We start from the raw sequence: 22,013 nt of genomic DNA on the forward strand, positions 1-22,013 counted from the left end.
GAAGACAAGGCGTGAACGGAAAATCAGAAGCGCTTCAGGAACGACGCCTTTGCAAGCGCCCACTGCCGGCGAAGCTGCGACAGCTGCAACTCGCCCTCGAACACGCCAACCCCGGCCTTTCTGGCGGCAAGGATGACCGGCCCGGACAGGGCAACAGGCAGATAGGCCGCAAAGACGGCCCTGGGAACCTTCGCGCGTCTTGCCCTTTCAAGATGATCGAGCGCATGGGCGGCAAACAGCTCGATGGCGATGCCGATACGTTGCCTGTCGTCGCCTTCGAGAAAGGTCTCGCGATCCAGCCCGGCGGCCGAGAGCATGTCAGCGGGAATATAGACCTGCCCGCGGCGGCGATGCAGCGGCATCAGGAGCAGAATGCCGGCCATGGCCTGCGCCACACCCGCATGTCCAGCCGCTTCCGCGCTCGCAGGGGCGTCCTCCGTCGAAAGCACGAGGCTCGCCAGCTGGATCAGGGCCGAGGCGGTTTCCCCGGCATAACCTTCAAGCGCATTGCGATCCTCGAACAGATCGTCATAGAGATCGAAAATGCGCGCCTCGATCATATTGGCCAGCACCGGGCGCGGCAGGCGGTATTGCTCGATAGCGGTCAAAAGAGCGGCAGCAACGGGATGGGACAGACTATCGCCATGTGCATTGCCCTCAAGCAGATCGCGCCACCATTGCATGCGCACTTCGCCGGGCAGCGCCTCGCGCACGGAATCGCGGATACGGGCGATTTCGGCATTAAAAGCGTAAAGCGCCGCCAGAGAATTGCGTTTATCGGCAGGCGACAGAAGACAGGCGAGATAGCGGTCGCGATCGGTGTCGCGCAGCGTCGCAAGGCAGACGTCGAGATTTTCTGTGGGTGCCATGGTTCCCGCCCGAAACGTCCTGTCAGCCTTCGACGGCAATCAGCGCCGCAGCCACGGCGCGCGATTCCGAAAGCATGATATTATAAGTGCGCACGGCAGCACCCGTGCTCATCGGATCGACCGAAATACCCGCTTCCTTGAAGGCCGCGCGCAACTCCTTCGGCAAAACACGCATGTCATCACCGGTGCCGATCAGAAGCACCTCGATATCCTGCGCCTGCGACAGAACATGATCGAAATGTCCGATCGTCAGTCCTTTAAAATCGACGGGGCTCCATCCGTGAATGCCCGAAGGCAAAAGCAGCAGCGAGCCGCGATGCGACATGTCGGCAAAACGGAAACCGCCATTGCCATAGGCATCGATGGGCGCCCGGCCGGGAAAATGGGCCGGGCGTATTTCTATCCCGCCGACCATCAGACGGCAGGCTTGCCGCCAATGGCGTTGCCGGGCTTTTCATCCTTCTCGTCTTCCGCGTCCTTGTTGTCGGGACGCAGCTTGAAGGCGATCAGCACCGGTGCCGCGATATAGAGCGAGGAGAACACGCCGATACCGACACCGAACAGCATGGCGAAGGTGAAGGACCTGATAACCTCGCCACCGAAGAGATAGAGCGCCAGCAGTGCCAGAAGCACGGTCAGACCGGTGAGGATGGTACGCGACAACGTCTGGTTCAGCGACACGTCGATGACCATCGACAACGGCATCTTTTTATATCGCCTGAGGTTTTCGCGGATACGGTCGTAGATAACCACGGTATCGTTCAGCGAATAACCGATAATCGTCAGGATGGCCGCGATACTGGTGAGGTTGAACTCTATCCCCAGGAAGACGAAAAGGCCGATGGTAAAGACCACGTCATGCACCATCGAGATGACCGCGCCCAGCGCAAACTGCCACTCGAAGCGGAACCAGATGTAGATCATGATCCCCGTCATGGCGAGCAGGATGCCAATCGTGGAGGTGAAGGTCAGATCGCCCGAGACCGCAGGACCGACGACTTCGACGCGGCGGAAGTCGTATTTGTCCTCAAGCTCGCCGCGCACCAGGGTGATAGCCGACTGCTCGGCATTTTCGCCGCCGTCCTGCGCCTGAATGCGGATCAGAACATCCTGCGGCGTGCCGAAGTTCTGCGCCTGGATTTCACCGAGATTGAGCTGATTCAGACGCTCGCGAATATCGCTAAGGTCCGCCTCGCCCTGCTTGGCGCGCACTTCGATGACCGAGCCGCCCTGGAAATCGATGCCGAGGTTCAGGCCCTTGCCGACGAAGCCGCCGATGCAGGCGAGCATGACCGCGCCGGTGATCATGAACACGACGCGACGGTAACGCATGAAGGGAATGTCGCGGCCATCGAACATGGCGGTGCGGACACCCTTCGGCAGATGCTTCGGACGGCTGCGGCGCACCCAATAACCGAACATCCACGCCGTCAGCGTGTAGGCCGTGAAGACGGTGGTGATGATGCCGACCGCAAGCGTGACGGCAAAGCCCTTGACCGGACCGGTGCCCATGTAGAACAGCACGCTCGCCACGATCAGCGTCGTCAGGTTGGCGTCGACGATTGTCGCAAAGGCGCGCGTGAAACCGTTATCCAGTGCCTGGATCAGCGGTTTTCCACTTTTCACCTCTTCGCGTATGCGCTCGTAGATCAGAACGTTGGAATCCACCGCCATGCCGATCGTCAAGACGATACCGGCGATACCGGGCAAGGTCAGCGTCGATCCGATCACACTGAGGACCGCCAGCAGCATGACGATGTTGACGATGAGCGCGATGTTCGCCAGCAGGCCGAAGAAGCCGTAGAAAACGAACATGAAGATGAGGACGCCGACAGCGCCGATGGCGCTTGCCGTCAGGCCGGCGGTGATGGAGTCGTTACCAAGGCTCGGGCCGACGGTGCGTTCTTCAACCACGGTCAGCGTCGCCGGCAGAGCACCCGCACGCAGCAGAACCGCGAGATCGTTTGCACCCTGTACCGAGAAATTACCGGAAATCTGCCCCGAACCGCCGATGATCGGCTCGCGGATGACAGGCGCGGAAATCACCTGGTTGTCGAGCACGATGGCGAAAGGCTTGCCGACATTCTGCTGCGTCGCCTGCGCAAAGCGCTGCGCGCCGCGGCTGTCGAAGCGGAAGGTGACGACCGGCTCGTTGGTCTGCTGGTTGAAGCTGGCCTGCGAATCCACGAGGTTATCGCCGGAAACGAGGGCGCGACGTTCCACCAGATAAGGAACCGGCGGATCGTCCTGCGAATAAAGAACTTCTGATGTCGCGGGCGGACGGCCGTTCATGGCTTCCTGCACCGGCATTGTCGTGTCGACCATGCGGAAGGACAGCTTTGCCGTCTGGTTGAGAAGCGATTTCAGGCGCTGCGGATCCTGAAGACCCGGCACCTGCACGATGATGCGGTCGGAACCCTGACGCTGGATGAGCGGCTCGGTGGTGCCCACTTCGTCGACGCGGCGACGCACGACTTCGATGGACTGCGCCACGGCCGAAGACAGGCGGTAATCGACGCCTTCATCCGTGAGGTTGAGCCGCAGCAGATTGTCGCCGCCGTCGCTCATCGTCACTTCGGTGATGGAACCGCCGACCAGCGTTCCGGCGGATACCGGCTGCGTCAGGTCGCGAAGCGCCGTCTTGGCGGCTTCCAGCTGGGCCGGGTCGCTGATGCGAACCTGAATCTGCTGGCCGTTACCGGTCAGCCCCGAATATTTGATATTGGCGTCGCGAAGCTGTGTGCGCACATCGCCAACGATCGTCTCAAGCCGTTCCTTGACAATGTCGGAACGCTCGATCTTGAGCATGATGTGCGAGCCGCCCTGAAGGTCGAGACCGAGCGTTACCTTGTTGTCCTTGTACCAGGCAGGCATGCTCTCCAGCTGTTTTTCCGAAAACAGGTTGGGAGAGGCGATGAAGACGCTTGCCAGCACAAGCAGCCAGATGAAGACTGTTTTCCAACGGGAAAAATGAAGCATTTCGATCTCGGTCAGGGTTGGGGGTCGCGCGGACAGCGCAACCCGTCAAAATTCGCAATCAGGCGTCCGGTTGTCCGGCAGGATCAGGAAGCAGCTTCCGTCTTGACCACTTCGCCCTTCACGCGCACTTCGGCGATGTAGGCACGAGCAGCACGGATTTTCACGCCTTCGGCGATTTCGACTTCGAGTTCATTGTCATCGATGACCTTGACCACCTTGCCGACGATGCCGCCACCGAGAACGACCTGATCGCCACGGCGAATGCTGGTCAGCGTTTCCTGGCGCTTCTTCATCTGCGCGCGCTGCGGGCGGATGAGGAAAAAGTACCAGACCACCATAAGCGGCGCAAACAGGAACAGCATTTCCAGGCCGGAACCGAAACCCGATGCAGCGCCTGTCGCGTCTTGGGCAAAAGCTTGACTAATGAACATATAAAACTCCTCAACGATTACAGCACGACCTCGTATGCCGCCCCAGCTTTCAAGCCGCCGGAATATAGTGGGGAACGCCGGGATTGCAACAGATGCAGGGCCCTCGCCGTACCGATTCCGGACCTCTTAACCTTTATGGTGCGGAAACGCCATGCTAGGCCGGGTCGAAAACATTGTTTTGAACATTACATAAGCGGAAGAAACCCCATGATTCGAGAAGAGACGGCCACCCTGCTTCTTGCTGAACTGCGTCGACTGAACGTCGCCGTGGAACGATTGGCCGGCCCGGCGCCTGCCATAAATGACTGGAATGCGGCCGATTGTTTCGTGTGGACGCCAGTCAATTCCTTTCTGCAACCGGTCCCCCGCCCCAACCGCATCGCGCTGAAGCTCATTCGCGGCGTCGATCATGTGCGTGATATCCTGCATGAAAACACCCTGCGTTTCGCCGAGGGTTTTCCCGCCAACAACGTGCTGCTATGGGGTGCGCGCGGCATGGGCAAATCCTCGCTGGTCAAGGCGGTTCACGAAGATGTGCGCACCGCAAGCGGTGTTCCCCTGAAGCTGGTCGAGGTGCATCGCGAGGATATCCACACCCTGCCCGCTTTGCTCGACATTCTGAAAATCTCGGACCAGCGCGTCATCCTGTTCTGCGACGATCTCTCCTTCGATCACGACGACACGGCCTACAAGTCGCTGAAGGCGGCGCTCGACGGCGGCATTGAGGGGCGGCCGGACAATGTCCTCTTCTACGCCACTTCCAACCGCCGCCACCTTCTGCCGCGCCACATGATGGAAAACGAGCAATCGACCGCCATCAACCCGTCGGAAGCGGTCGAAGAAAAGGTCTCTCTGTCCGATCGCTTCGGCCTGTGGCTCGGCTTCCACAAATGCGGTCAGGAAGACTATCTGACGATGATCGACAGCTATGCCGAACACTTCGATCTGGGGCTGGACCGAGAAACCCTGCATCGCGAGGCGCTTGAATGGGCGACCACCCGCGGCGGCCGCTCGGGCCGCGTCGCGTGGCAATATATTCAGGACGCGGCCGGGCGTTTGAGAAAATCCATCGACCGATAACGCCACAGTGACTTCCGGAGAGAGCCGGTGTCGTTGCGGCTATAGGCGTTGTCGTATTCCCGACCGCCACATCGCCCGCCAAATGGTTTGCTGCACATCTATGGATTCACCCTGTCCGCGGAGGAGCGGGCGGGTGTTTGTGTTCAACCCGAGGAGGAGATGGATATGAGCAGGAACAGAGGCGTCGTTTACCTGAAGCCCGGACAGGTCGAGGTCCGCGACATCGATGACCCGAAGCTCGAGGCGCCGGATGGCCGCCGTATCGAGCACGGCGTGATTCTGAAAGTGATTTCGACGAATATCTGCGGCTCCGACCAGCATATGGTGCGCGGCCGCACGACGGCGATGCCGGGCCTCGTCCTTGGCCATGAAATCACCGGCGAAGTCATCGAAAAAGGCGTCGATGTCGAGATGCTGGAAATCGGCGACATCGTCTCGGTGCCCTTCAACGTCGCCTGCGGCCGCTGCCGCTGCTGCAAGTCGCAGGATACCGGCGTCTGCCTGACGGTGAACCCTTCACGCGCCGGCGGCGCTTACGGTTACGTCGATATGGGCGGGTGGATCGGCGGACAGGCCCGTTATGTCACCATCCCCTATGCCGACTTCAACCTTCTGAAATTCCCCGATCGCGACAGGGCGATGTCGAAAATCCGCGACCTCACCATGCTGTCTGACATCCTGCCGACCGGTTTCCACGGCGCGGTCAAGGCTGGCGTCGGTGTCGGCTCCACGGTTTATGTCGCAGGCGCCGGCCCGGTCGGTCTTGCCGCTGCCGCCTCAGCCCGCATTCTCGGCGCCGCCGTCGTCATGGTCGGCGATTTCAACAAGGAGCGTCTCGCTCACGCGGCACGCGTCGGTTTCGAGCCCGTCGATCTGTCCAAGGGTGACCGGCTGGGCGACATGATTGCCGAGATCGTCGGCACCAACGAAGTCGACAGCGCCATCGACGCCGTCGGTTTCGAAGCACGCGGCCATTCCGGCGGCGAACAGCCGGCCATCGTTCTCAACCAGATGATGGAAATCACCCGCGCCGCCGGCTCTATCGGCATCCCCGGTCTATACGTCACCGAAGATCCCGGCGCGGTTGACAATGCGGCGAAACAGGGCGCCCTGTCCCTGCGTTTCGGCCTCGGTTGGGCCAAGGCGCAGTCCTTCCACACCGGCCAGACGCCAGTGCTGAAATATAACCGTCAGCTCATGCAGGCGATCCTGCATGACCGCCTGCCCATCGCCGACATCGTCAATGCCAAGATCATCGCACTCGACGATGCCGTGCAGGGCTATGAAAGCTTCGATCAGGGCGCGGCAACCAAGTTCGTGCTCGACCCGCACGGCGATCTGTTGAAAGCGGCCTGACGCCTCGATCAACAGGCAAGAATGATAGAACGCCCGCAACGCATCCCGTCGCGGGCGTTTTTGCATGACCAAGCATGTCTCCGGCCGGAGATATTACGCTTCGCTCTCGGCAAGCGCTTCAAGCTCGGCCACCGCCTCAGCCGAAAGATAAGGCCTGAACAGGCTGGAGACCTGCTGCAGCCCCCAATCCAGCTGCTGCTGCCCGAATTCGCTGACGCCTTCCTGCAGATTGAGATAGGCCGCCCAATAGGTCGAGACGATCCACAGATTCGTCAGAACCGCGTCGCGCTCGCTCTCTGGAATAGTCACCAAACCCGCATTCTGCATGCGGCCGACAATGTCGCCAACCGCCAGCCGCATGGCGGCACTTATGGTTCTGACCGGTTCCACCAGTGACGGTGCAAGTGCGATCAGGCCGACCAGATCGCGAAACAGAAAGCGGTAGTTCCACACCAGCGAGAACCATTGCCGAAGAAAACCGGCATAGGTGGCCGCCGCCCCCTCGTCTACCCCGTCAACAGTTGCGACCAGCATCATCGCATCGGCTTCGAACCGCGCAAACAGCGCGAGAACCAGCGATTCCTTGGTGCGAAAATGATAATAAAGATTGCCCTCGTTAATATCGACCGCAAGGGCGATCTCGGCCGTCGTTACGCGATCAGGCCCGCCCCTGTTGAACAGCTCAAGGGCGGTATCCAGAATTCTGTCCCGCGTGCGCGCTCTGCGTGGTGGCTCTGCCTCATTGCTCTTCATCAAAATCTTGCCCCGCCATTGAAACCTAAGGCATGTACCTTAAATACCTAAAATAAGGTATGCACCTTAACAGCAAAATCCCGTTGTTCAAACGTGAATAAGGAGCTGTCGATGATCGGAACTGGCCTTCACACCCCGCCCATGGATGAGACCGGGGCAGAGCCCCTGTCAAAACTCGCCACGGCGCGTCTTGCAATCTCGCTTGTCCGCAATCCATTAAAGGCTTTACCACCGGATATTTTCAGCGAACCGGCGGTTTTCACCCGGCTTGGCGGCACGATGCGCGTGCACCTCGCCGATCCCGTACTGATCCACGAGGCTCTGGTGAAGAACGCTCATGTGCTTGGCAAGGGTGAAGATGTGCGCCGGGTGCTCGGCCCCGCGCTCGGACAGGGTCTTCTGACCGCCGATGGTGACCACTGGAAATGGCAAAGGCAATCCGTGGCCGCCGCCTTTCGGCATGAAAAGCTGCTGGAATTGCTGCCTGTCATGATCGAGACGGCGCGGCGCACGCAAGCGCGCTGGCACTCCCCTTCAATTGGCGACATCGATATCGGCCATGAAATGATGCGCACCACCTTCGACATTATCGTCGAAACCATGATGTCCGGTGGATATGGCATCGACATTGCGCGTGTCGAACAGAGCATTACCGATTATCTGAAGCCGACAGGCTGGACCTTCGCGCTCGCCATGCTGGGCGCACCGGAATGGCTGCCCCATCCCGGCCGACGCAAATCCCGCGCCGCCGTCGGTTATCTGCGCGCCAGCCTCGCAACGGTAATCGCCGGCCGGCGGCAAAACCCCAGCGACGGAACCGATCTTGTCTCCATGCTGCTGGAAGCCAAAGACCCTGAAACCGGACGCATGATGAGCGATGAGGAAATCATCGACAATCTTTTGACCTTCATAACCGCCGGCCATGAAACGACGGCGCTCGGTCTTGCCTGGACCTTCCACCTTCTGTCGCAGAACCCGGAAACGGAAAGAAAAGTTGTCGAGGAAATCGAGGCCGTCACCGGCGGAGAGCCTGTCGCGGCCGAACATATCGCCAATCTCACCTATACGAGACAGGTGTTTTCGGAAGCGATGCGGCTCTACCCGCCTGCCCCGGTCATCACGCGCACCGCGCTGCAGGATTTCAGGCTCGGAGAGCACGACATTGCAGCCGGAACGGTTCTTTATGTGCCAATCTATGCCGTGCACCGACACACCGCATTGTGGGATGAACCCGAACGCTTCGATCCGTCACGTTTCGAACCCGACAAGGTCAAGGCGCGCCACCGTTATGCCTATATGCCCTTCGGCGCCGGCCCACGCGTCTGCATCGGCAATGCGTTTGCCATGATGGAGGCCGTGGCGATCCTTGCGGTTCTTCTGCAGACCGCTCATCTCGAGAACAGGTCCGCTACTGCGGCGGAGCCGCTGATGCGGGTGACATTGCGGCCGCAGGACCGGCTGATGATGAAGATCACGCAGCGCTAAAACAAATCGCCCGCGGCGTGAACACCGCGGGCGACTATTGTTGTTGAAATATGTCACCTGAAGGTGACGATCACAGATCGACGTCGAGGATCGCCATGGAGAAGTTGTACGAGCGGTCGCCGTCTTCGTCATCGATGTAGACGACGCCGAGAAACTCTTCGCCAAGATACACTTCGGCGGAATCGTCTTTGCGCGGACGCGCCTTGACAATCATCTTCTCGTTGAAGGTGCGCTTGAAATAGGCGTCGAGTTTTTTGATTTCGTCGGCTTTCACCAGTATTCTCCTGTGCGGTTCGGGTTGGGCCGCTTTTGGCATGGGACAAAGGCCAAAGTAAAGTGAAAGCGGCGCATCATCCGTGTCTTCCACACGGACGAGCGCAATATTCACGACCTGTCAGATATCGGCCCCGATAACCTGGTCCATCAGACGCGAGGGTTCCGAACACCCTGCTTCTCCTACCACGCGCGCCGGCACGCCGGCCACGGTGGTCTTCGGCGGAACCGGTTTCAACACCACCGAACCCGCGGCGATGCGCGAGCAACTGCCAATCTCGATATTGCCAAGAATCTTGGCGCCCGCCCCGATCATCACGCCATTGCCGATCTTCGGATGGCGATCCGCCCCCTCCTTGCCGGTGCCGCCGAGCGTCACCCCATGCAGGATGGAAACATTGTCACCGATGACGGCGGTCTCACCAACCACCAGCCCGGTGGCATGGTCGAGGAAGATACCCCTGCCGATGCGCGCGGCCGGATTGATATCAGTCTGGAAAATGCTCGATGAGCGGCTTTGCAGGTAAAACGCAAAATCCCTGCGGCCCTTCGCAAGCAGCCAATGCGCAAGACGATGGGTCTGGATGGCATGGAAGCCCTTGAAATAGAGGAGCGGCTCCATGAAGCGCGTGCAGGCCGGATCGCGATCATAAACGGCCTGGATATCGACACGCAGCACACTGCCCCATTCCGGCCAGTCATCCAGCATGTCCTGAAAGGTCTGGCGCAGAAGCACGGCCTGCATATCGGGATGATCGAGGAGTTCGCAGATACGATAGATCACACATTCTTCGAGAGATCGGTGATTGAGGATCGTCGAATAAAGAAAAGCGGAAAGCAGCGGGTCCTGAGCTGCGGCGCTACGCGCTTCATGCAGCAGGCTGCCCCAGATCGGATCGACGATCGCCAGCTGTTCGGGCTGACGGGCCTCGGTACGTGCGACCATGAATGGTCTCCTCGTTTGCAGTGGTCGTTCTTTATACAGAAAAAGACGCGCATTAGAAATGGGATTCGAATGACGACTTTAAAGGCGGCAAGGCTTCAGTTTTTCTTCATGCAGCATGAAAAACCGTTTCTTGGCCGTCCTGAGCGTTGCCGCATTCCCGGACGGAAAACCCGGCTCACTTTTCCTGGAAATGCTCCAGATCAAAGGCTGCGGTAAAATTCCAGCACCGCTGCCTTGAACACCCGGTCGCCAACCGCCAGCATATGGTCGCGGCCGGGAATGTCGATCGCCCGCGCATGCGGCATGATCGCGGCAAGTTCTGCGCCGGATCCGGCGATATCGTCATTCGTTCCGACCGCAATCAGTGTCGGCGCATCGATCTTTGCCGCCTGTTCGCGGGTCACGAGAACCCGTGAGGTCTCGATACAGGCGGCAAGCGCCAGCCGGTCGCTTTTTGTCTGGTCGGCAAAGGCCCGGAACATGCGGCCGCGCTCATGGGTAACCACATCCAGCGAAGGTGCAAGAAGCGCCTCGGCGATCGGATCCCAGTCGCCCACACCTTCAACCATGCCGATGCCGAGCCCGCCGAAAACCAACGAGCGCACACGCTCGGGATGAGCCATAGCCAGAAAGGCGGAAATGCGGGCACCCATGGAATATCCCACCACATGTGCTTCCGCGATGCCGAGATGATTGAGCAGCGCCACCGCGTCACCAGCCATGACCGGCGGATAATAGGCGTCAGAATCATGCGGCTTGTCGCTCGCACCATGGCCGCGATTGTCGATGGCGATCACCCGGTAACCCGCATCGCCCAGCGTCTTCAGCCAGCCGGGATGCACCCAGTTGACATTGGCACTGGAGGCAAAGCCGTGGATCAGCAAAACCGGATCGCCCGCCGGATCGCCCTCGTCGAAATAGGCGAGGCGCAGGCCGTCATGGGAAAAATCGGAAAATTGCGGCACGTTGAGATTCATCAAGGACATCCTTTTTGCCGGACCATATGGCAGGAAAGCACAAGATTGAACATGTTTTCCTGACGATTTTTATGGAGATGCAATGCGTTTGAGGCTACATATCCGCAACGAAGAGCCGCTGCGCGACGACGGATTGCGGCTCGATAACGATATTGCATTTGGAGACGAACATGGCCGGGCATTCCATTCCCCACTTCCAAAACGATGGCGGACACAGCGTAATCGAGATCGGCGTCAAGGAATTCATGTGCACCGGCGCTTCCGTGCCTTTCGACCACCCGCATATCTTCATCGATATGGGCGACGACAACGAGAAGGTCTGTTCCTACTGCTCCACCCTTTTCCGTTACAATCCGTCGCTGAAGGCCGAGCAGACCAATCCTCCGGGCTGCGTCTTCCACGTGAAGGCCGCCTGACCTCCACTTTTGCTGATCGGGGCGCGATATGCCCATAAAATCCGTAGCCATTGTCGGTGCCGGCATCGCCGGTCTCACCGCTGCCCTTTCTTTTGCCCGGCACGGTATCGATTGTGACATCATCGAGCAGGCAGGCGAGCTGACGGAAGTCGGTGCCGGCCTGCAGCTCTCCCCCAACGCCGCCCGCATTCTCGCCGAACTCGGCGTGTTGCCCGAGATCGAGGCGCGCTGGACCGAACCGGTCAGCGTCGATCTCGCCTCTGGTAAATCGCTGGCCACGTTATTGTCGCTGCCGATGGGCTCGGTGGCCCGCACGCGCTGGGGCGCACCTTATGGCGTGCTGCATCGCTCGACGCTGCAAAGCGCACTTCTGAACGCGGTAAAGGATAATCCGCTCTGCCGCCTGCATCTCGGCAAGCGCATCGAAAACGCGACAGTCGATGTCATCGCCGCAACCACGTTCCGCGATCACGACCTGATCATTGGTGCCGACGGCGTCTGGTCGGCGGCCCGCTTTGCCGTGCCTTCCGCGCCGACAGCCACCTTTTCCGGCAATATCGCCTGGCGTTTCACCGTGGCTGAAAACGATGTGCCTTCCGCCATCAACAAAAGCGCCGTCACCGCCTATCTCGGTTCAGGCGGCCATATCGTCGCCTATCCGCTGAAGGAAGTCGGCGGTTTCAATATCGTCGCCATCGCGCTTGGTGCCGATCCCGGCGCGACATGGCGGGCCGAATCGAGCGGGCAGCAGAAAGCCATGCTGCTCGAACAGTTTCGCGGCTGGAGCCCGGAACTGCTGCGGCTGCTGGAAAAGGCTGAGAACCCCACCTTCTGGCCGCTTTATCAGGCCGGCCCCGGACGCTGGCACAATGGCCGCGATACCGTGCTGATCGGAGACGCGGCGCACGCGATGATGCCGTTCGCGGCACAAGGGGCGGCCATGGCAATTGAGGATGCATTTGAACTTGCGGGAACAATGGCAGGCAGCGGCGGCGGAGCCTCCCTGCCCGTGCCCCAAGCCCTTGCCGCCTTTGAGGCTCTGCGCCTGCCGCGCATAGAAAAGGCCCGCAAGCGGGCCTCTCTCAATCGTTTTGCCTATCATGCGAAAGGCCCGGTCCGTATTGCCAGAGACTTCGTATTTTCCACACGTCCCACGGAAGCCTTCATGAGCGACTTCGACTGGCTCTACGGCTATCACGCAAAGGGCTGATTAAACCTCAGCCGCGGCTGCGAAGCCGACCTCCAGGTCCTTCTTCAGATCGGTTATATCTTCAAGCCCGATCTGAAGCCGGATGACCGGACCTCCCGACGGCCCCTTGGCGACGGTCCTGTCGATGAGCGATACCGAAACCGCAAGCGATTCGTATCCGCCCCAGGAATAGCCAAGCCCGAAGAAGGTCAGCGCATCGAGAAACGCTGCCGCCACCTGCTTGTATTTGCCCTCTTCCGCCTTCAAGACGAAGGAGAAGACGCCGCTCGCGCCCTTGAAATCGCGCTTCCAGAGTTCGTGCCCGGCAAAGCTCGGCAAGGCCGGATGCAGAACACGCACCACGTCGTCACGGCTCTCCAGCCACCCAGCGATATCGAGCGCGCTTTTCTGGTGGTGTTCCAGCCTGACGCCCATGGTGCGCATGCCGCGCAGGATCTGATAGGCGTCATCAGAGGTGACGCAGATGCCGAGATTGGTGTTGGCCTGATAAAGCGCCTTCCAGTGTTTTTCATTGGCCGAGACGAAGCCCATCAAAACATCGGAATGCCCCGAGGGATATTTTGTGGCGGCGTGAATGGAAATATCGACGCCGAAATCGAGCGGCTTGAAATAGAGCGGCGTCGCCCAGGTATTGTCCATCGTGACCACACAGTCATGCCCGTGGGCGATCTCCGTGATCAGCCGGACGTCCTGAATCTCAAACGTATTGGAGCCCGGCGCTTCCAGATGCACCAGCTTGGTATTCGGCCGGATCAACGCCTCGATGCCCGTCCCGATCGCCGGATCGTAATATTCGATCTCCACACCGAGCTTCTTCAGCATCGTGTTGCAGAAGCGGCGTGTAGGGAAATAGACGGAATCGACGACAAGCGCATGATCGCCCGCCCCGAGATAGGCAAGGAACGGCACGGTGATCGCCGCAAGGCCCGACGGCACGAGGATAGTTCCGAACGAACCTTCCAGCTCGTTGACGAGATTGCACAGCGCATCCGTCGTCGGCGTGCCGTGGGTGCCATAGGTATATTTCTGATTCTCGGTCGAAAGCGTTTCCGCGTCGGGGAAAAGCACGGTCGAGCCGCGCACGATGGGTGGATTGACGAAACCGAAACAGTCCGCGGGATCGTTGCCGCCATGGGTCAGGCGCGTATTCACACCTGCGGCGGAAAGCAGGTCATTTGTCTTGGTCATTTCAGATCAGCTTTCGAAGGAATATTGACGCGTGCGACAATGCTGAGAGCAGAAGGCAAGGTCAACCCCCGGAAAGTCTCGCCGAATGGCTCGATTGATCCATCGCAAAGCAGAATACAAGAAGTATACAAAAATCGTGCAAGTGCAAATTTTCGCAAAAATATGCTTATATTTTCACCCTTTGCACACTTCCCGACCAAAATTTCGAAAATTCCGTTTTATAGGCACAATTATCGCCGGCATGTCTTGACCCCGCTGCCAATTGCGATTGTGATAGAAAAAGCGGATCGAAAAGGTCTTGCTGAAGGGGGAGCTGGGGTAAAACAAACATGCCGGTCCTCTTCCATCGACGATAACAAACAAAGGTTGGGAAAAATGAAAAAGGCAATTCTGTCAGCCGCTATCGGCGCAGCAGTTTTGGGAGGAGCCTCGGTCGCTTCGGCTGCGACGCTTCAGGATGTGAAGTCGAAAGGTTTCGTCACCTGCGGCGTAAGTGCCGGCATTCCGGGATTTTCCAATCCCGACGACAAGGGCGAATGGTCCGGTATCGACGTGGACTATTGCCGTGGTATTGCCACAGCGGTTTTCGGTGATCCGTCGAAGGCGAAGTTTGTTGCTCTTTCGAGCAAGGACCGCTTTCCGGCTCTCCAGTCCGGCGAAGTCGACGTTCTGACCCGTAACACCACCTGGACGATCAGCCGCGACACATCGCTCGGCTTCAACTTCCGTACCGTCAACTATTATGACGGTCAGGGCTTCATCGCCAAGAAGGGCCTCAACGTGAAGTCCGCGCTTGAGCTTTCCGGCGCCGCCGTCTGCGTTCAGACCGGCACCACCACCGAGCTCAATCTCGCCGACTATTTCAAGACCAACAATCTGCAATACAACCCGGTCGTCTTCGAAAAGGAAGCCGACGCGACATCCGCCTATGATTCGGGCCGTTGCGACGTCTACACCACCGACCAGTCCGGTCTTTATGCCATCCGCCTCAAGCTGAAGAACCCGGAAGACAACATTGTTCTGCCGGAAGTCATCTCCAAGGAGCCTCTTGGACCGGCCGTTCGTCAGGGCGACGACCAGTGGTTCGACATCGTGACCTGGGTTCACTACGCCATGGTCAATGCCGAGGAACTTGGCATCACTTCCAAGAACGTCGATGAGCAGAAGACCAGCGCCAACCCGGACATCAAGCGTCTGCTTGGCACCGAGGAAGGCACCAAGATCGGTACCGATCTCGGCGTCACCAACGACTGGGCTTACAACATCGTCAAGCTGGTGGGTAACTACGGCGAAGTCTTCGACCGCAACGTCGGCGCCGGTTCGCCGCTGAAGATCGAGCGTGGCCAGAACGCGCTGTGGACCAAGGGCGGCCTGCAATACGCACCGCCGGTCCGTTGATCGGCCCCATCATCGGCTAGATCATGACAGGAGGCTGGGCAACGCCCGGCCTCCATTTAAAATTATATAAATAAGCTCGCAAAGAGCATATAAAAGGGAAAGGTGCCTATGGCAGGCAACGCGGTCAGTTCGCAACGATCGCGCGCGCAAAGCGCGTCGTCACTTATCAACGATCCACGCATACGCGGAATTTTCTATCAGGTTCTGACAGTCGTCATCCTGACCGCCTTCGTCTGGATCATCGTGACGAATACGATCACCAATCTTCAACGGTCAAACATTTCATCCGGCTTCGGCTTCCTCAATGGAAGAGCCGGTTTCGATATCGGCCAGTCGCTGATCGCTTACACCAGCGATGCGACCTATGGCCGGGCATTGCTCGTTGGTATTCTCAACACGATCCAGGTTGCATTTTTTGGCATCATCGCCGCCTCGATCATCGGTTTCATCGTCGGCATCGCCCGGCTGTCCAGCAACTGGCTGATCTCGAAACTCGCGCAGGCCTATGTGGAAATCTTCCGCAACATCCCGCCGCTGCTCGTCATCTTCTTCTGGTACAAGGGCGTCATCTCCGTTCTGCCGCAGGCTCGCGATTCACTGGAGCTGCCGCTTGGAAGCTATCTCAACAATCGCGGCTTCTTCTTTCCCAAGCCCCTCTGGGGAGAAGGCACCTGGCTGATACCGCTCGCCTTTCTGGTCGCAGTCGTCATCAGCGTGCTTGTCTATCGCTGGGCGAAGGCGAGACAGGAACAAACCGGTCAGCAATTCCGCACCGGCATCACCGCCACACTTCTCATCATCGGCCTTCCGGCCGCGACATTTCTGGCGCTCGGCTCACCGCTGACATTCGACTTCCCGATTGCCGGGCGGTTCAACCTGTCGGGCGGCGCAGTCGTCGCACCTGAATTCATGTCGCTGTTCCTGGCGCTTTCCTTCTACACCGCCTCCTTCATCGCCGAAATCGTTCGCGGTGGCATCAAGGCCGTGGCAAAGGGCCAGACGGAAGCTGCGGAAGCCCTGGGGCTTCGCTCCAGCACGACGACGCGTCTGATCATCGTGCCGCAGGCGATGCGCATCATCATCCCGCCACTGACAAGCCAGTATCTCAACCTGACCAAGAACTCGTCGCTTGCGGTCGCGGTCGGTTTTGCCGACATCGTCTCCATCGGCGGCACGATCCTGAACCAGACGGGTCAGGCAGTCGAAGTCGTCGCGATCTGGCTCGTCATCTATCTCTCGCTGTCCCTGCTCACGGCCGTGGTCATGAACTGGTTCAACGCGAAAATGGCCCTGGTGGAGAGATAATCGATGACATTAAGCAACCACGCTTTTGTGCGAGAGACCATCGAGGATGCCAGACCCGCTCCATCGAGCGCCGTCGGCTTCGGTCACTGGCTGCGCACCAAACTTTTCGCCACGCCGAAGGACACCGTCCTGACGGTTCTCGCCCTCGCCTTTCTGGCCTACCTTCTGCCACCGGTGGTGAAGTGGCTGTTCATCGATGCCGTATGGACCGGCAGCGATCGTATTGCCTGCCTCACCGCCTCGCAGGGCGGCGCGCTTCCGGACGGTCAGTCCGGGGCATGCTGGGCATTCGTCTCGGCAAAGCTCGGGCAATTCATCTTTGGCCGTTATCCGCTTGACGAACGCTGGCGTCCCATCCTCGTGATGGTGACGTTCGCCATCCTGCTCGTGCCGATGCTCATCCCCAAGGCGCCGTTCAAAAAGCTCAACGCCCTGGTGCTTTTCATCATCCTGCCCTTCATTGCGTTTTTCCTCCTCATCGGCGGCGTCTTTGGCCTGCCGAAGGTGGAAACGCAGCTCTGGGGCGGCCTGATGGTCACCCTCATCCTGTCATTCTTCGGAATAACGGTGTCCCTGCCCTTCGGCATCCTTCTGGCACTCGGTCGCCGGTCGAACCTGCCGGTGATCAAGATGCTCTGCGTGCTCTTCATCGAAGTCATCAGAGGCATTCCGCTGATCACTGTCCTGTTCTTCGCCAGCATCATGCTGCCGCTGTTTCTGCCCGACGGCTGGACCTTCGACAAGTTCCTGCGCGCGCTCGTCGGCGTGTCGCTGTTCTCCTCGGCCTATATGGCGGAGGTGATCCGCGGCGGCCTGCAGGCCATTCCCAAGGGGCAATATGAAGGGGCGGATTCTCTCGGCCTGAACTACTGGCAGAAAACGCGGCTGATCGTGCTGCCGCAGGCGCTGAAGCTTGTCATTCCGGGAATCGTCAACACCTTCATCGGGCTGTTCAAGGATACGTCGCTGGTTTCGATCATCGGCATGTTCGACCTGCTCGGCATTGTCACACTCAACCAATCGGATGCGAACTGGGCGACACCCGTCACCGCCATGACTGGATATATTTTCGCAGGCTTCGTATTCTGGATATTCTGCTTCGGCATGTCGCGTTATTCGCTGTTCATGGAACGGCACCTCGACACCGGGCATAAACGATAAGGGACGCTCAAATGGCAGAAAACCAAGCAAAAAAACTGGCCGTCTCGACAACGGACGTGGCAATCGAAATCACTGGCATGAACAAGTGGTATGGCGATTTCCACGTGCTGCGCGATATCAATCTCAAGGTCATGAAGGGCGAGCGCATCGTCATCGCCGGTCCTTCGGGATCGGGCAAATCGACGATGATCCGCTGCATCAACCGGCTGGAAGAACACCAGTCGGGCTCAATCCAGGTCGATGGCATCGAACTGACCAACGACCTGAAGAAGATCGATGAAGTTCGTCGCGAAGTTGGCATGGTGTTCCAGCACTTCAACCTCTTCCCGCATCTGACCATTCTCGAAAACTGCACGCTGGCGCCGATCTGGGTTCGCAAGATGCCCAAGAAGGAAGCGGAAGAAGTGGCGATGCACTATCTGAAGCGCGTCAAGATCCCCGAGCAGGCACACAAGTATCCCGGTCAGCTTTCCGGCGGTCAGCAGCAGCGCGTGGCGATTGCCCGCTCGCTGTGCATGAAACCGAAGATCATGCTCTTCGACGAGCCGACATCGGCGCTCGATCCGGAAATGGTCAAGGAAGTGCTCGACACCATGGTCGGCCTTGCCGAAGACGGCATGACCATGCTGTGCGTGACCCACGAAATGGGCTTCGCCCGCCAAGTCGCCAACCGCGTCATCTTCATGGATCAGGGCCAGATCGTCGAACAGAATTCGCCCGCCGAATTCTTCGACAATCCGCAGCACGAGCGCACACGCCTGTTCCTCAGCCAGATTCTGCACTGAGAAATAGCAATCGGTGACAATAAAAGACGGGGCTGCAAAGCCCCGTTTTTTTTATGACGTAGAGACGCATGGCTGCGGCGACCCATCCCGCATGGGAGCAAAAAAATGACACCGCGAAACAAGACAGATACGGCGATTCTTACGAAACGCCGCCCGAGGAGACGCTGAAACAGCGCTCGCCCCGCTTCTTTAACCATCTGTTACGAAACAAGAATCCTTGTTTTACAGGGCTTCCGGCCGCCCATGTCATTTTTTTGTCAAATCATGCATTTTTCCGCTTGCAGACCTTCGGGAGCCTGACTATAAGGGCGCCACACCGCAAGTGTACGCGCCCTTCGTCTATCGGTTAGGACGTCAGATTTTCATTCTGAAAAGAGGGGTTCGACTCCCCTAGGGCGTACCACTTGCTGTCGTGTTCCCCTCCTTCAAAAATGCATCGATATCTTTCGAGTGTGCAAATTCACCACACGTGACTGATGCGTCGGAACCGATTTCCGCTCGGTACGTTAGATTGCTGTCCCCCCGATGGAAGGCAAGCCGGGTGAACCGCCAGCGAGCAGATCGACCGGCTTGCCTTTCCCCATCTTCCAGATGACAGCGCCTGTTCGATCCCGCCGGCAGAGGATGCCAGCTAAGGGATAAAAACGACATCTCCCACCTCCCACGACGAAAAAAAGCATTGCCGACGTGCGGTGATAGGGGCGATATTTCAAAGCTTTGGCCCGATGCGGCGCAGTTTTCCACAGCCCTTCGGACTTCCTCAAAAAAACTCGCCACGAAGGGAAAAAAATCAATTTTTCCGCTTGCGGACCAACGGGAGCCTGACTATAAGGGCGCCACACCGCAAGTGTACGCGCCCTTCGTCTATCGGTTAGGACGTCAGATTTTCATTCTGAAAAGAGGGGTTCGACTCCCCTAGGGCGTACCATTGCTTCTCCTTGAAAATTAGTGGTCTGTATAAAAAACTTCACGTGACGCGTGAACGTATGGACAATTGCCGTTTGCAGCTCGTCCTTCACTTTTCTCTGTAAAATTTTGGCTCGATCCACAAACCCGTCAGGGTGCGAAAGCCGCGTCCAGAACGCGCAGCTGCACACGCCTCTGGCCCTGCCAGAGATCGGCACCCACGGTGCCTGCAACATGGATGGACCTACCACGCGCATTCAGCAGCATCTGCCCCAGAGGAGCCTCCGCAGCGCGGAATGCGATACCGTCCAGCCGTGAGCCATCCATGGCCTCCAGCGTGATCTTGACGTGGGCAGTGCCGACAAGCCGCACATCGCGCAGGCGATGGGCCGGAACGGCAAAGATCGGCTGGGAGTGGCCCGACCCGTAAGGACCGGCCTGCTCCAGCTGGTCGACAAGCTGCAATGTCGCGCCCGACGCACCGATGGCGCCATCGATCTTCAGCACGCTGCTTTCCACCAATTCGCTCACCGTCTTGACGGCCGCTTCTTCAAAGAAAGTCCTAAGCTTGCCGAGATTGGCGCGCTCCACCGTCAGCCCGGCCGCCATGGCGTGACCGCCACCCTTGATCAGCAATCCCGCATCCACGGCGGCACGCACCATCCGGCCCATATCGAAACCATTGATCGAACGGCCGGAACCGGTGCCCTTACCGGAGGGATCGAAAGCAATTGCAAAGGCCGGACGACGGAAACGATCCTTCAAACGGGAAGCGAGCAAGCCGACGATCCCCGGGTGCCAGTTCTCCCGAGCCGTGACGATGACACCGGCCCCAGACCCGTCACCATATTCGAACAGCGCCTCCGCTTCAGCCTCCGCCAGCATCACTGCTTCCATCGCCTGCCGTTCGCGGTTCAGCTCATCCAGCCGTTCCGCAATCACTTCCGCCTGCGAAGAGTCCTCGATGGTCAGCAGACGGCTGCCGAGAGCGGCGTCGCCGATACGGCCGCCGGCATTGATGCGCGGCCCGATCAGGAACCCGAAATGATAAGGCGTCACCGGCCCGCCAAGCCCTGCCTTCTTGAACAGCGCAGCGAGGCCGGGATTGTTCATATGGCGCGCAGCAATCAACCCCTTCACCACATAGGCGCGGTTCAGCCCCTTCAGCGGCACCACATCGCATACCGTCGCGAGCGCGACTATATCGAGCAGCGACAGCAGATCGAGCGTAAAGGCCTGCCTGTTGCGTCTGTCCTTCAAAAGACGCAGCGTGGCGACCAGCACGAGAAACACCACGCCGGCGGCGCAGAGATGCCCCTGCCCCGAAAGATCGTCCTCCCGGTTGGGATTGACCAGCGCCACGGCCGGTGGCAATTCCGAACCAACCTGGTGGTGATCGATCACCACCACGTCGGTGCCCGCGTCCTTGGCGGCTTGCAGCGATTCATGGCTGGTGGAGCCGCAATCAACCGTCACGATCAGGGTTGCGCCATTGGCGGCAAGCTGCTGCATCGCTGCCGGGTTCGGCCCGTAACCTTCAAAAATCCGGTCAGGAATATAGATCTCTGGCGTCAGCCCGAAATGCGCGAAAAACCTATACATCAATGCGGAAGAAGCAGCCCCGTCGACATCGTAATCGCCAAAGATCGCCACCTTCTCACCGGTCTCGATGGCGCGTACCAGCCTCTCGGCCGCTTTCTCGCAATCGGTCAGCATATGCGGATCAGGCATCAGCGAGCGGATGGTGGGATCGAGAAATGCAAGCGCATCATCCACCCCTACTCCGCGCCCGGCGAGCACGCGGGCGATGAGTTCGGGAATGGCGTGGACCTGGGACATGGCCAGCGCACGGTTCTGTCCGGCCTGATCCAGCCGCGACACCCAGCGCTGCTCTGTCGCCGACCGCTCCACGCTTAAAAATGCGCGGGCCACGGTATCGGCCGGCTCCATCATTGCCATCCTGTCCATTCGTCCTGTCATGCGCGTATCGGCGCTTTAATACTTAGAACGGGCTAAATGGCGATGGCGCGTTTTTCAAGCAAAAACGCGCTTTGCGGGTTTCACACCGAGAAAATCGAGAAAAATGGGCTGACGATCGATACCGCACCAACCAGAAGCAGCAGCGAGAACACGGCAAGCGAACACCAGTTCCGCTCATATTCGGCCATATCGAATTCCATGCTGCGAATATTGTCGTTGGCAGTGTGAGGCCGCGCCCGATGATGGGCGACCGGAACGTCTGCGCGCTTATTGTCCTTGAACAGGATGATCGATGTCACGGCCACGCCTCCCTCGCTTGGTGAACAGGATTAATCATAGGACCGAATCGTGTCGTATTCCAGCGGTTCTGCGGCTGTTTTTCTTAAATTTTATGACAGCTGAAACGTTAAATCCCGGAACGGTTTTTTGAACATCACAGCTAGGCTTCCTAACGAAAAAAGACCGCGCTTCCATGCGGAAGCGCGGTCCTCAGATTCAAAAAAATCGTCAGCGTC

General features: G+C 58.9%; 20 protein-coding genes and 2 tRNA genes. 11 read left to right on the plus strand and 11 right to left on the minus strand.

Features of this window, described 5'->3' with window-relative positions:
- Positions 1-23 precede the first annotated feature (23 nt).
- The 4 genes from JZX89_RS03165 to yajC all read right to left on the minus strand — a co-directional run bounded on the left by JZX89_RS03165 (position 24) and on the right by yajC (position 4,279).
- On the minus strand, positions 24-869 hold the full coding sequence (locus JZX89_RS03165) for a phytoene/squalene synthase family protein (RefSeq protein WP_153513754.1): 846 nt from the start codon (positions 867-869) through the stop codon (positions 24-26).
- A gap of 22 nt (positions 870-891) precedes the next feature.
- On the minus strand, positions 892-1,284 hold the full coding sequence (locus JZX89_RS03170; RefSeq protein ID WP_207133041.1) for an Mth938-like domain-containing protein: 393 nt from the start codon (positions 1,282-1,284) through the stop codon (positions 892-894).
- Positions 1,284-3,848, minus strand: a complete 2,565-nt coding sequence (gene secDF, locus JZX89_RS03175; protein ID WP_149897561.1) for a protein translocase subunit SecDF — start codon at positions 3,846-3,848, stop codon at positions 1,284-1,286. Before secDF ends, JZX89_RS03170 begins: the two co-directional genes overlap by 1 nt.
- An 83-nt stretch (positions 3,849-3,931) precedes the next feature.
- Positions 3,932-4,279, minus strand: a complete 348-nt coding sequence (gene yajC / locus JZX89_RS03180; RefSeq protein ID WP_149897560.1) for a preprotein translocase subunit YajC — start codon at positions 4,277-4,279, stop codon at positions 3,932-3,934.
- Between the two features lie 207 nt (positions 4,280-4,486).
- On the opposite strand from yajC, the gene JZX89_RS03185 reads away from it, so the two are divergent.
- Both JZX89_RS03185 and fdhA read left to right on the plus strand, forming a co-directional pair.
- Positions 4,487-5,359: an ATP-binding protein gene (locus JZX89_RS03185; RefSeq protein WP_153513756.1), complete on the plus strand. Its 873-nt coding sequence runs from the start codon at positions 4,487-4,489 to the stop codon at positions 5,357-5,359.
- Between the two features lie 165 nt (positions 5,360-5,524).
- Positions 5,525-6,715, plus strand: coding sequence for a formaldehyde dehydrogenase, glutathione-independent (fdhA, locus tag JZX89_RS03190; protein WP_153513757.1), 1,191 nt, complete (start codon positions 5,525-5,527; stop codon positions 6,713-6,715).
- A 93-nt stretch (positions 6,716-6,808) separates the two neighbouring features.
- Here the strand turns inward: fdhA and JZX89_RS03195 are convergent, their stop codons facing one another.
- Positions 6,809-7,468, minus strand: a complete 660-nt coding sequence (locus tag JZX89_RS03195; protein WP_207133042.1) for a TetR/AcrR family transcriptional regulator — start codon at positions 7,466-7,468, stop codon at positions 6,809-6,811.
- A gap of 111 nt (positions 7,469-7,579) precedes the next feature.
- Here JZX89_RS03195 and JZX89_RS03200 point away from each other — a divergent pair, with 111 nt between their 5' ends.
- Positions 7,580-8,953, plus strand: coding sequence for a cytochrome P450 (locus JZX89_RS03200; protein ID WP_207133043.1), 1,374 nt, complete (start codon positions 7,580-7,582; stop codon positions 8,951-8,953).
- A gap of 70 nt (positions 8,954-9,023) precedes the next feature.
- Here the strand turns inward: JZX89_RS03200 and JZX89_RS03205 are convergent, their stop codons facing one another.
- The 3 genes from JZX89_RS03205 to JZX89_RS03215 form a co-directional block, all read right to left on the minus strand.
- On the minus strand, positions 9,024-9,227 hold the full coding sequence (locus JZX89_RS03205) for a DUF3126 family protein (RefSeq protein ID WP_003502851.1): 204 nt from the start codon (positions 9,225-9,227) through the stop codon (positions 9,024-9,026).
- Between the two features lie 120 nt (positions 9,228-9,347).
- A complete protein-coding gene (gene cysE, locus JZX89_RS03210; RefSeq protein ID WP_153513760.1) occupies positions 9,348-10,172 on the minus strand; it encodes a serine O-acetyltransferase in 825 nt (274 codons plus the stop codon).
- Positions 10,173-10,372: 200 nt separating this feature from the next.
- The gene (locus tag JZX89_RS03215) at positions 10,373-11,149 is read right to left on the minus strand and encodes an alpha/beta fold hydrolase (protein ID WP_207133044.1); all 777 of its coding nucleotides are present in this window, start codon (positions 11,147-11,149) and stop codon (positions 10,373-10,375) included.
- Between the two features lie 170 nt (positions 11,150-11,319).
- Here JZX89_RS03215 and JZX89_RS03220 point away from each other — a divergent pair, with 170 nt between their 5' ends.
- Positions 11,320-11,565, plus strand: coding sequence for a zinc-finger domain-containing protein (locus tag JZX89_RS03220; protein WP_045016369.1), 246 nt, complete (start codon positions 11,320-11,322; stop codon positions 11,563-11,565).
- Positions 11,566-11,593: 28 nt separating this feature from the next.
- Complete coding sequence (locus JZX89_RS03225) at positions 11,594-12,775, plus strand: FAD-dependent monooxygenase (protein ID WP_207133045.1); 1,182 nt, start codon at positions 11,594-11,596, stop codon at positions 12,773-12,775.
- Here JZX89_RS03225 and JZX89_RS03230 read toward each other — a convergent pair whose 3' ends face one another.
- A complete protein-coding gene (locus JZX89_RS03230; protein ID WP_207133046.1) occupies positions 12,776-13,963 on the minus strand; it encodes a cystathionine beta-lyase in 1,188 nt (395 codons plus the stop codon).
- Positions 13,964-14,338: 375 nt separating this feature from the next.
- Here JZX89_RS03230 and JZX89_RS03235 point away from each other — a divergent pair, with 375 nt between their 5' ends.
- The 6 genes from JZX89_RS03235 (at position 14,339) to JZX89_RS03260 (ending at position 19,540) form a co-directional block, all read left to right on the plus strand.
- The gene (locus JZX89_RS03235) at positions 14,339-15,361 is read left to right on the plus strand and encodes an amino acid ABC transporter substrate-binding protein (protein ID WP_174372539.1); all 1,023 of its coding nucleotides are present in this window, start codon (positions 14,339-14,341) and stop codon (positions 15,359-15,361) included.
- A 108-nt stretch (positions 15,362-15,469) separates the two neighbouring features.
- On the plus strand, positions 15,470-16,666 hold the full coding sequence (locus tag JZX89_RS03240; RefSeq protein ID WP_174372538.1) for an amino acid ABC transporter permease: 1,197 nt from the start codon (positions 15,470-15,472) through the stop codon (positions 16,664-16,666).
- A gap of 3 nt (positions 16,667-16,669) precedes the next feature.
- The gene (locus JZX89_RS03245; protein ID WP_207133047.1) at positions 16,670-17,827 is read left to right on the plus strand and encodes an amino acid ABC transporter permease; all 1,158 of its coding nucleotides are present in this window, start codon (positions 16,670-16,672) and stop codon (positions 17,825-17,827) included.
- An 11-nt stretch (positions 17,828-17,838) separates the two neighbouring features.
- The gene (locus JZX89_RS03250) at positions 17,839-18,612 is read left to right on the plus strand and encodes an amino acid ABC transporter ATP-binding protein (RefSeq protein WP_046800084.1); all 774 of its coding nucleotides are present in this window, start codon (positions 17,839-17,841) and stop codon (positions 18,610-18,612) included.
- Positions 18,613-18,940: 328 nt separating this feature from the next.
- Positions 18,941-19,015: transfer RNA gene (locus JZX89_RS03255), tRNA-Glu, on the plus strand.
- A gap of 450 nt (positions 19,016-19,465) precedes the next feature.
- Positions 19,466-19,540, plus strand: a tRNA-Glu gene (locus tag JZX89_RS03260).
- A 128-nt stretch (positions 19,541-19,668) separates the two neighbouring features.
- Here JZX89_RS03260 and recJ read toward each other — a convergent pair.
- Together recJ and JZX89_RS03270 are read right to left on the minus strand one after the other, a co-directional pair.
- Entirely contained in the window at positions 19,669-21,477 is a 1,809-nt protein-coding gene (gene recJ, locus JZX89_RS03265) for a single-stranded-DNA-specific exonuclease RecJ (protein ID WP_369809526.1), read from the minus strand.
- Between the two features lie 101 nt (positions 21,478-21,578).
- Positions 21,579-21,803, minus strand: coding sequence for a hypothetical protein (locus JZX89_RS03270; RefSeq protein WP_174372537.1), 225 nt, complete (start codon positions 21,801-21,803; stop codon positions 21,579-21,581).
- Positions 21,804-22,013 lie beyond the last annotated feature (210 nt).

Source organism: Agrobacterium burrii (assembly GCF_017313405.1).
Lineage (GTDB): Bacteria > Pseudomonadota > Alphaproteobacteria > Rhizobiales > Rhizobiaceae > Agrobacterium > Agrobacterium burrii.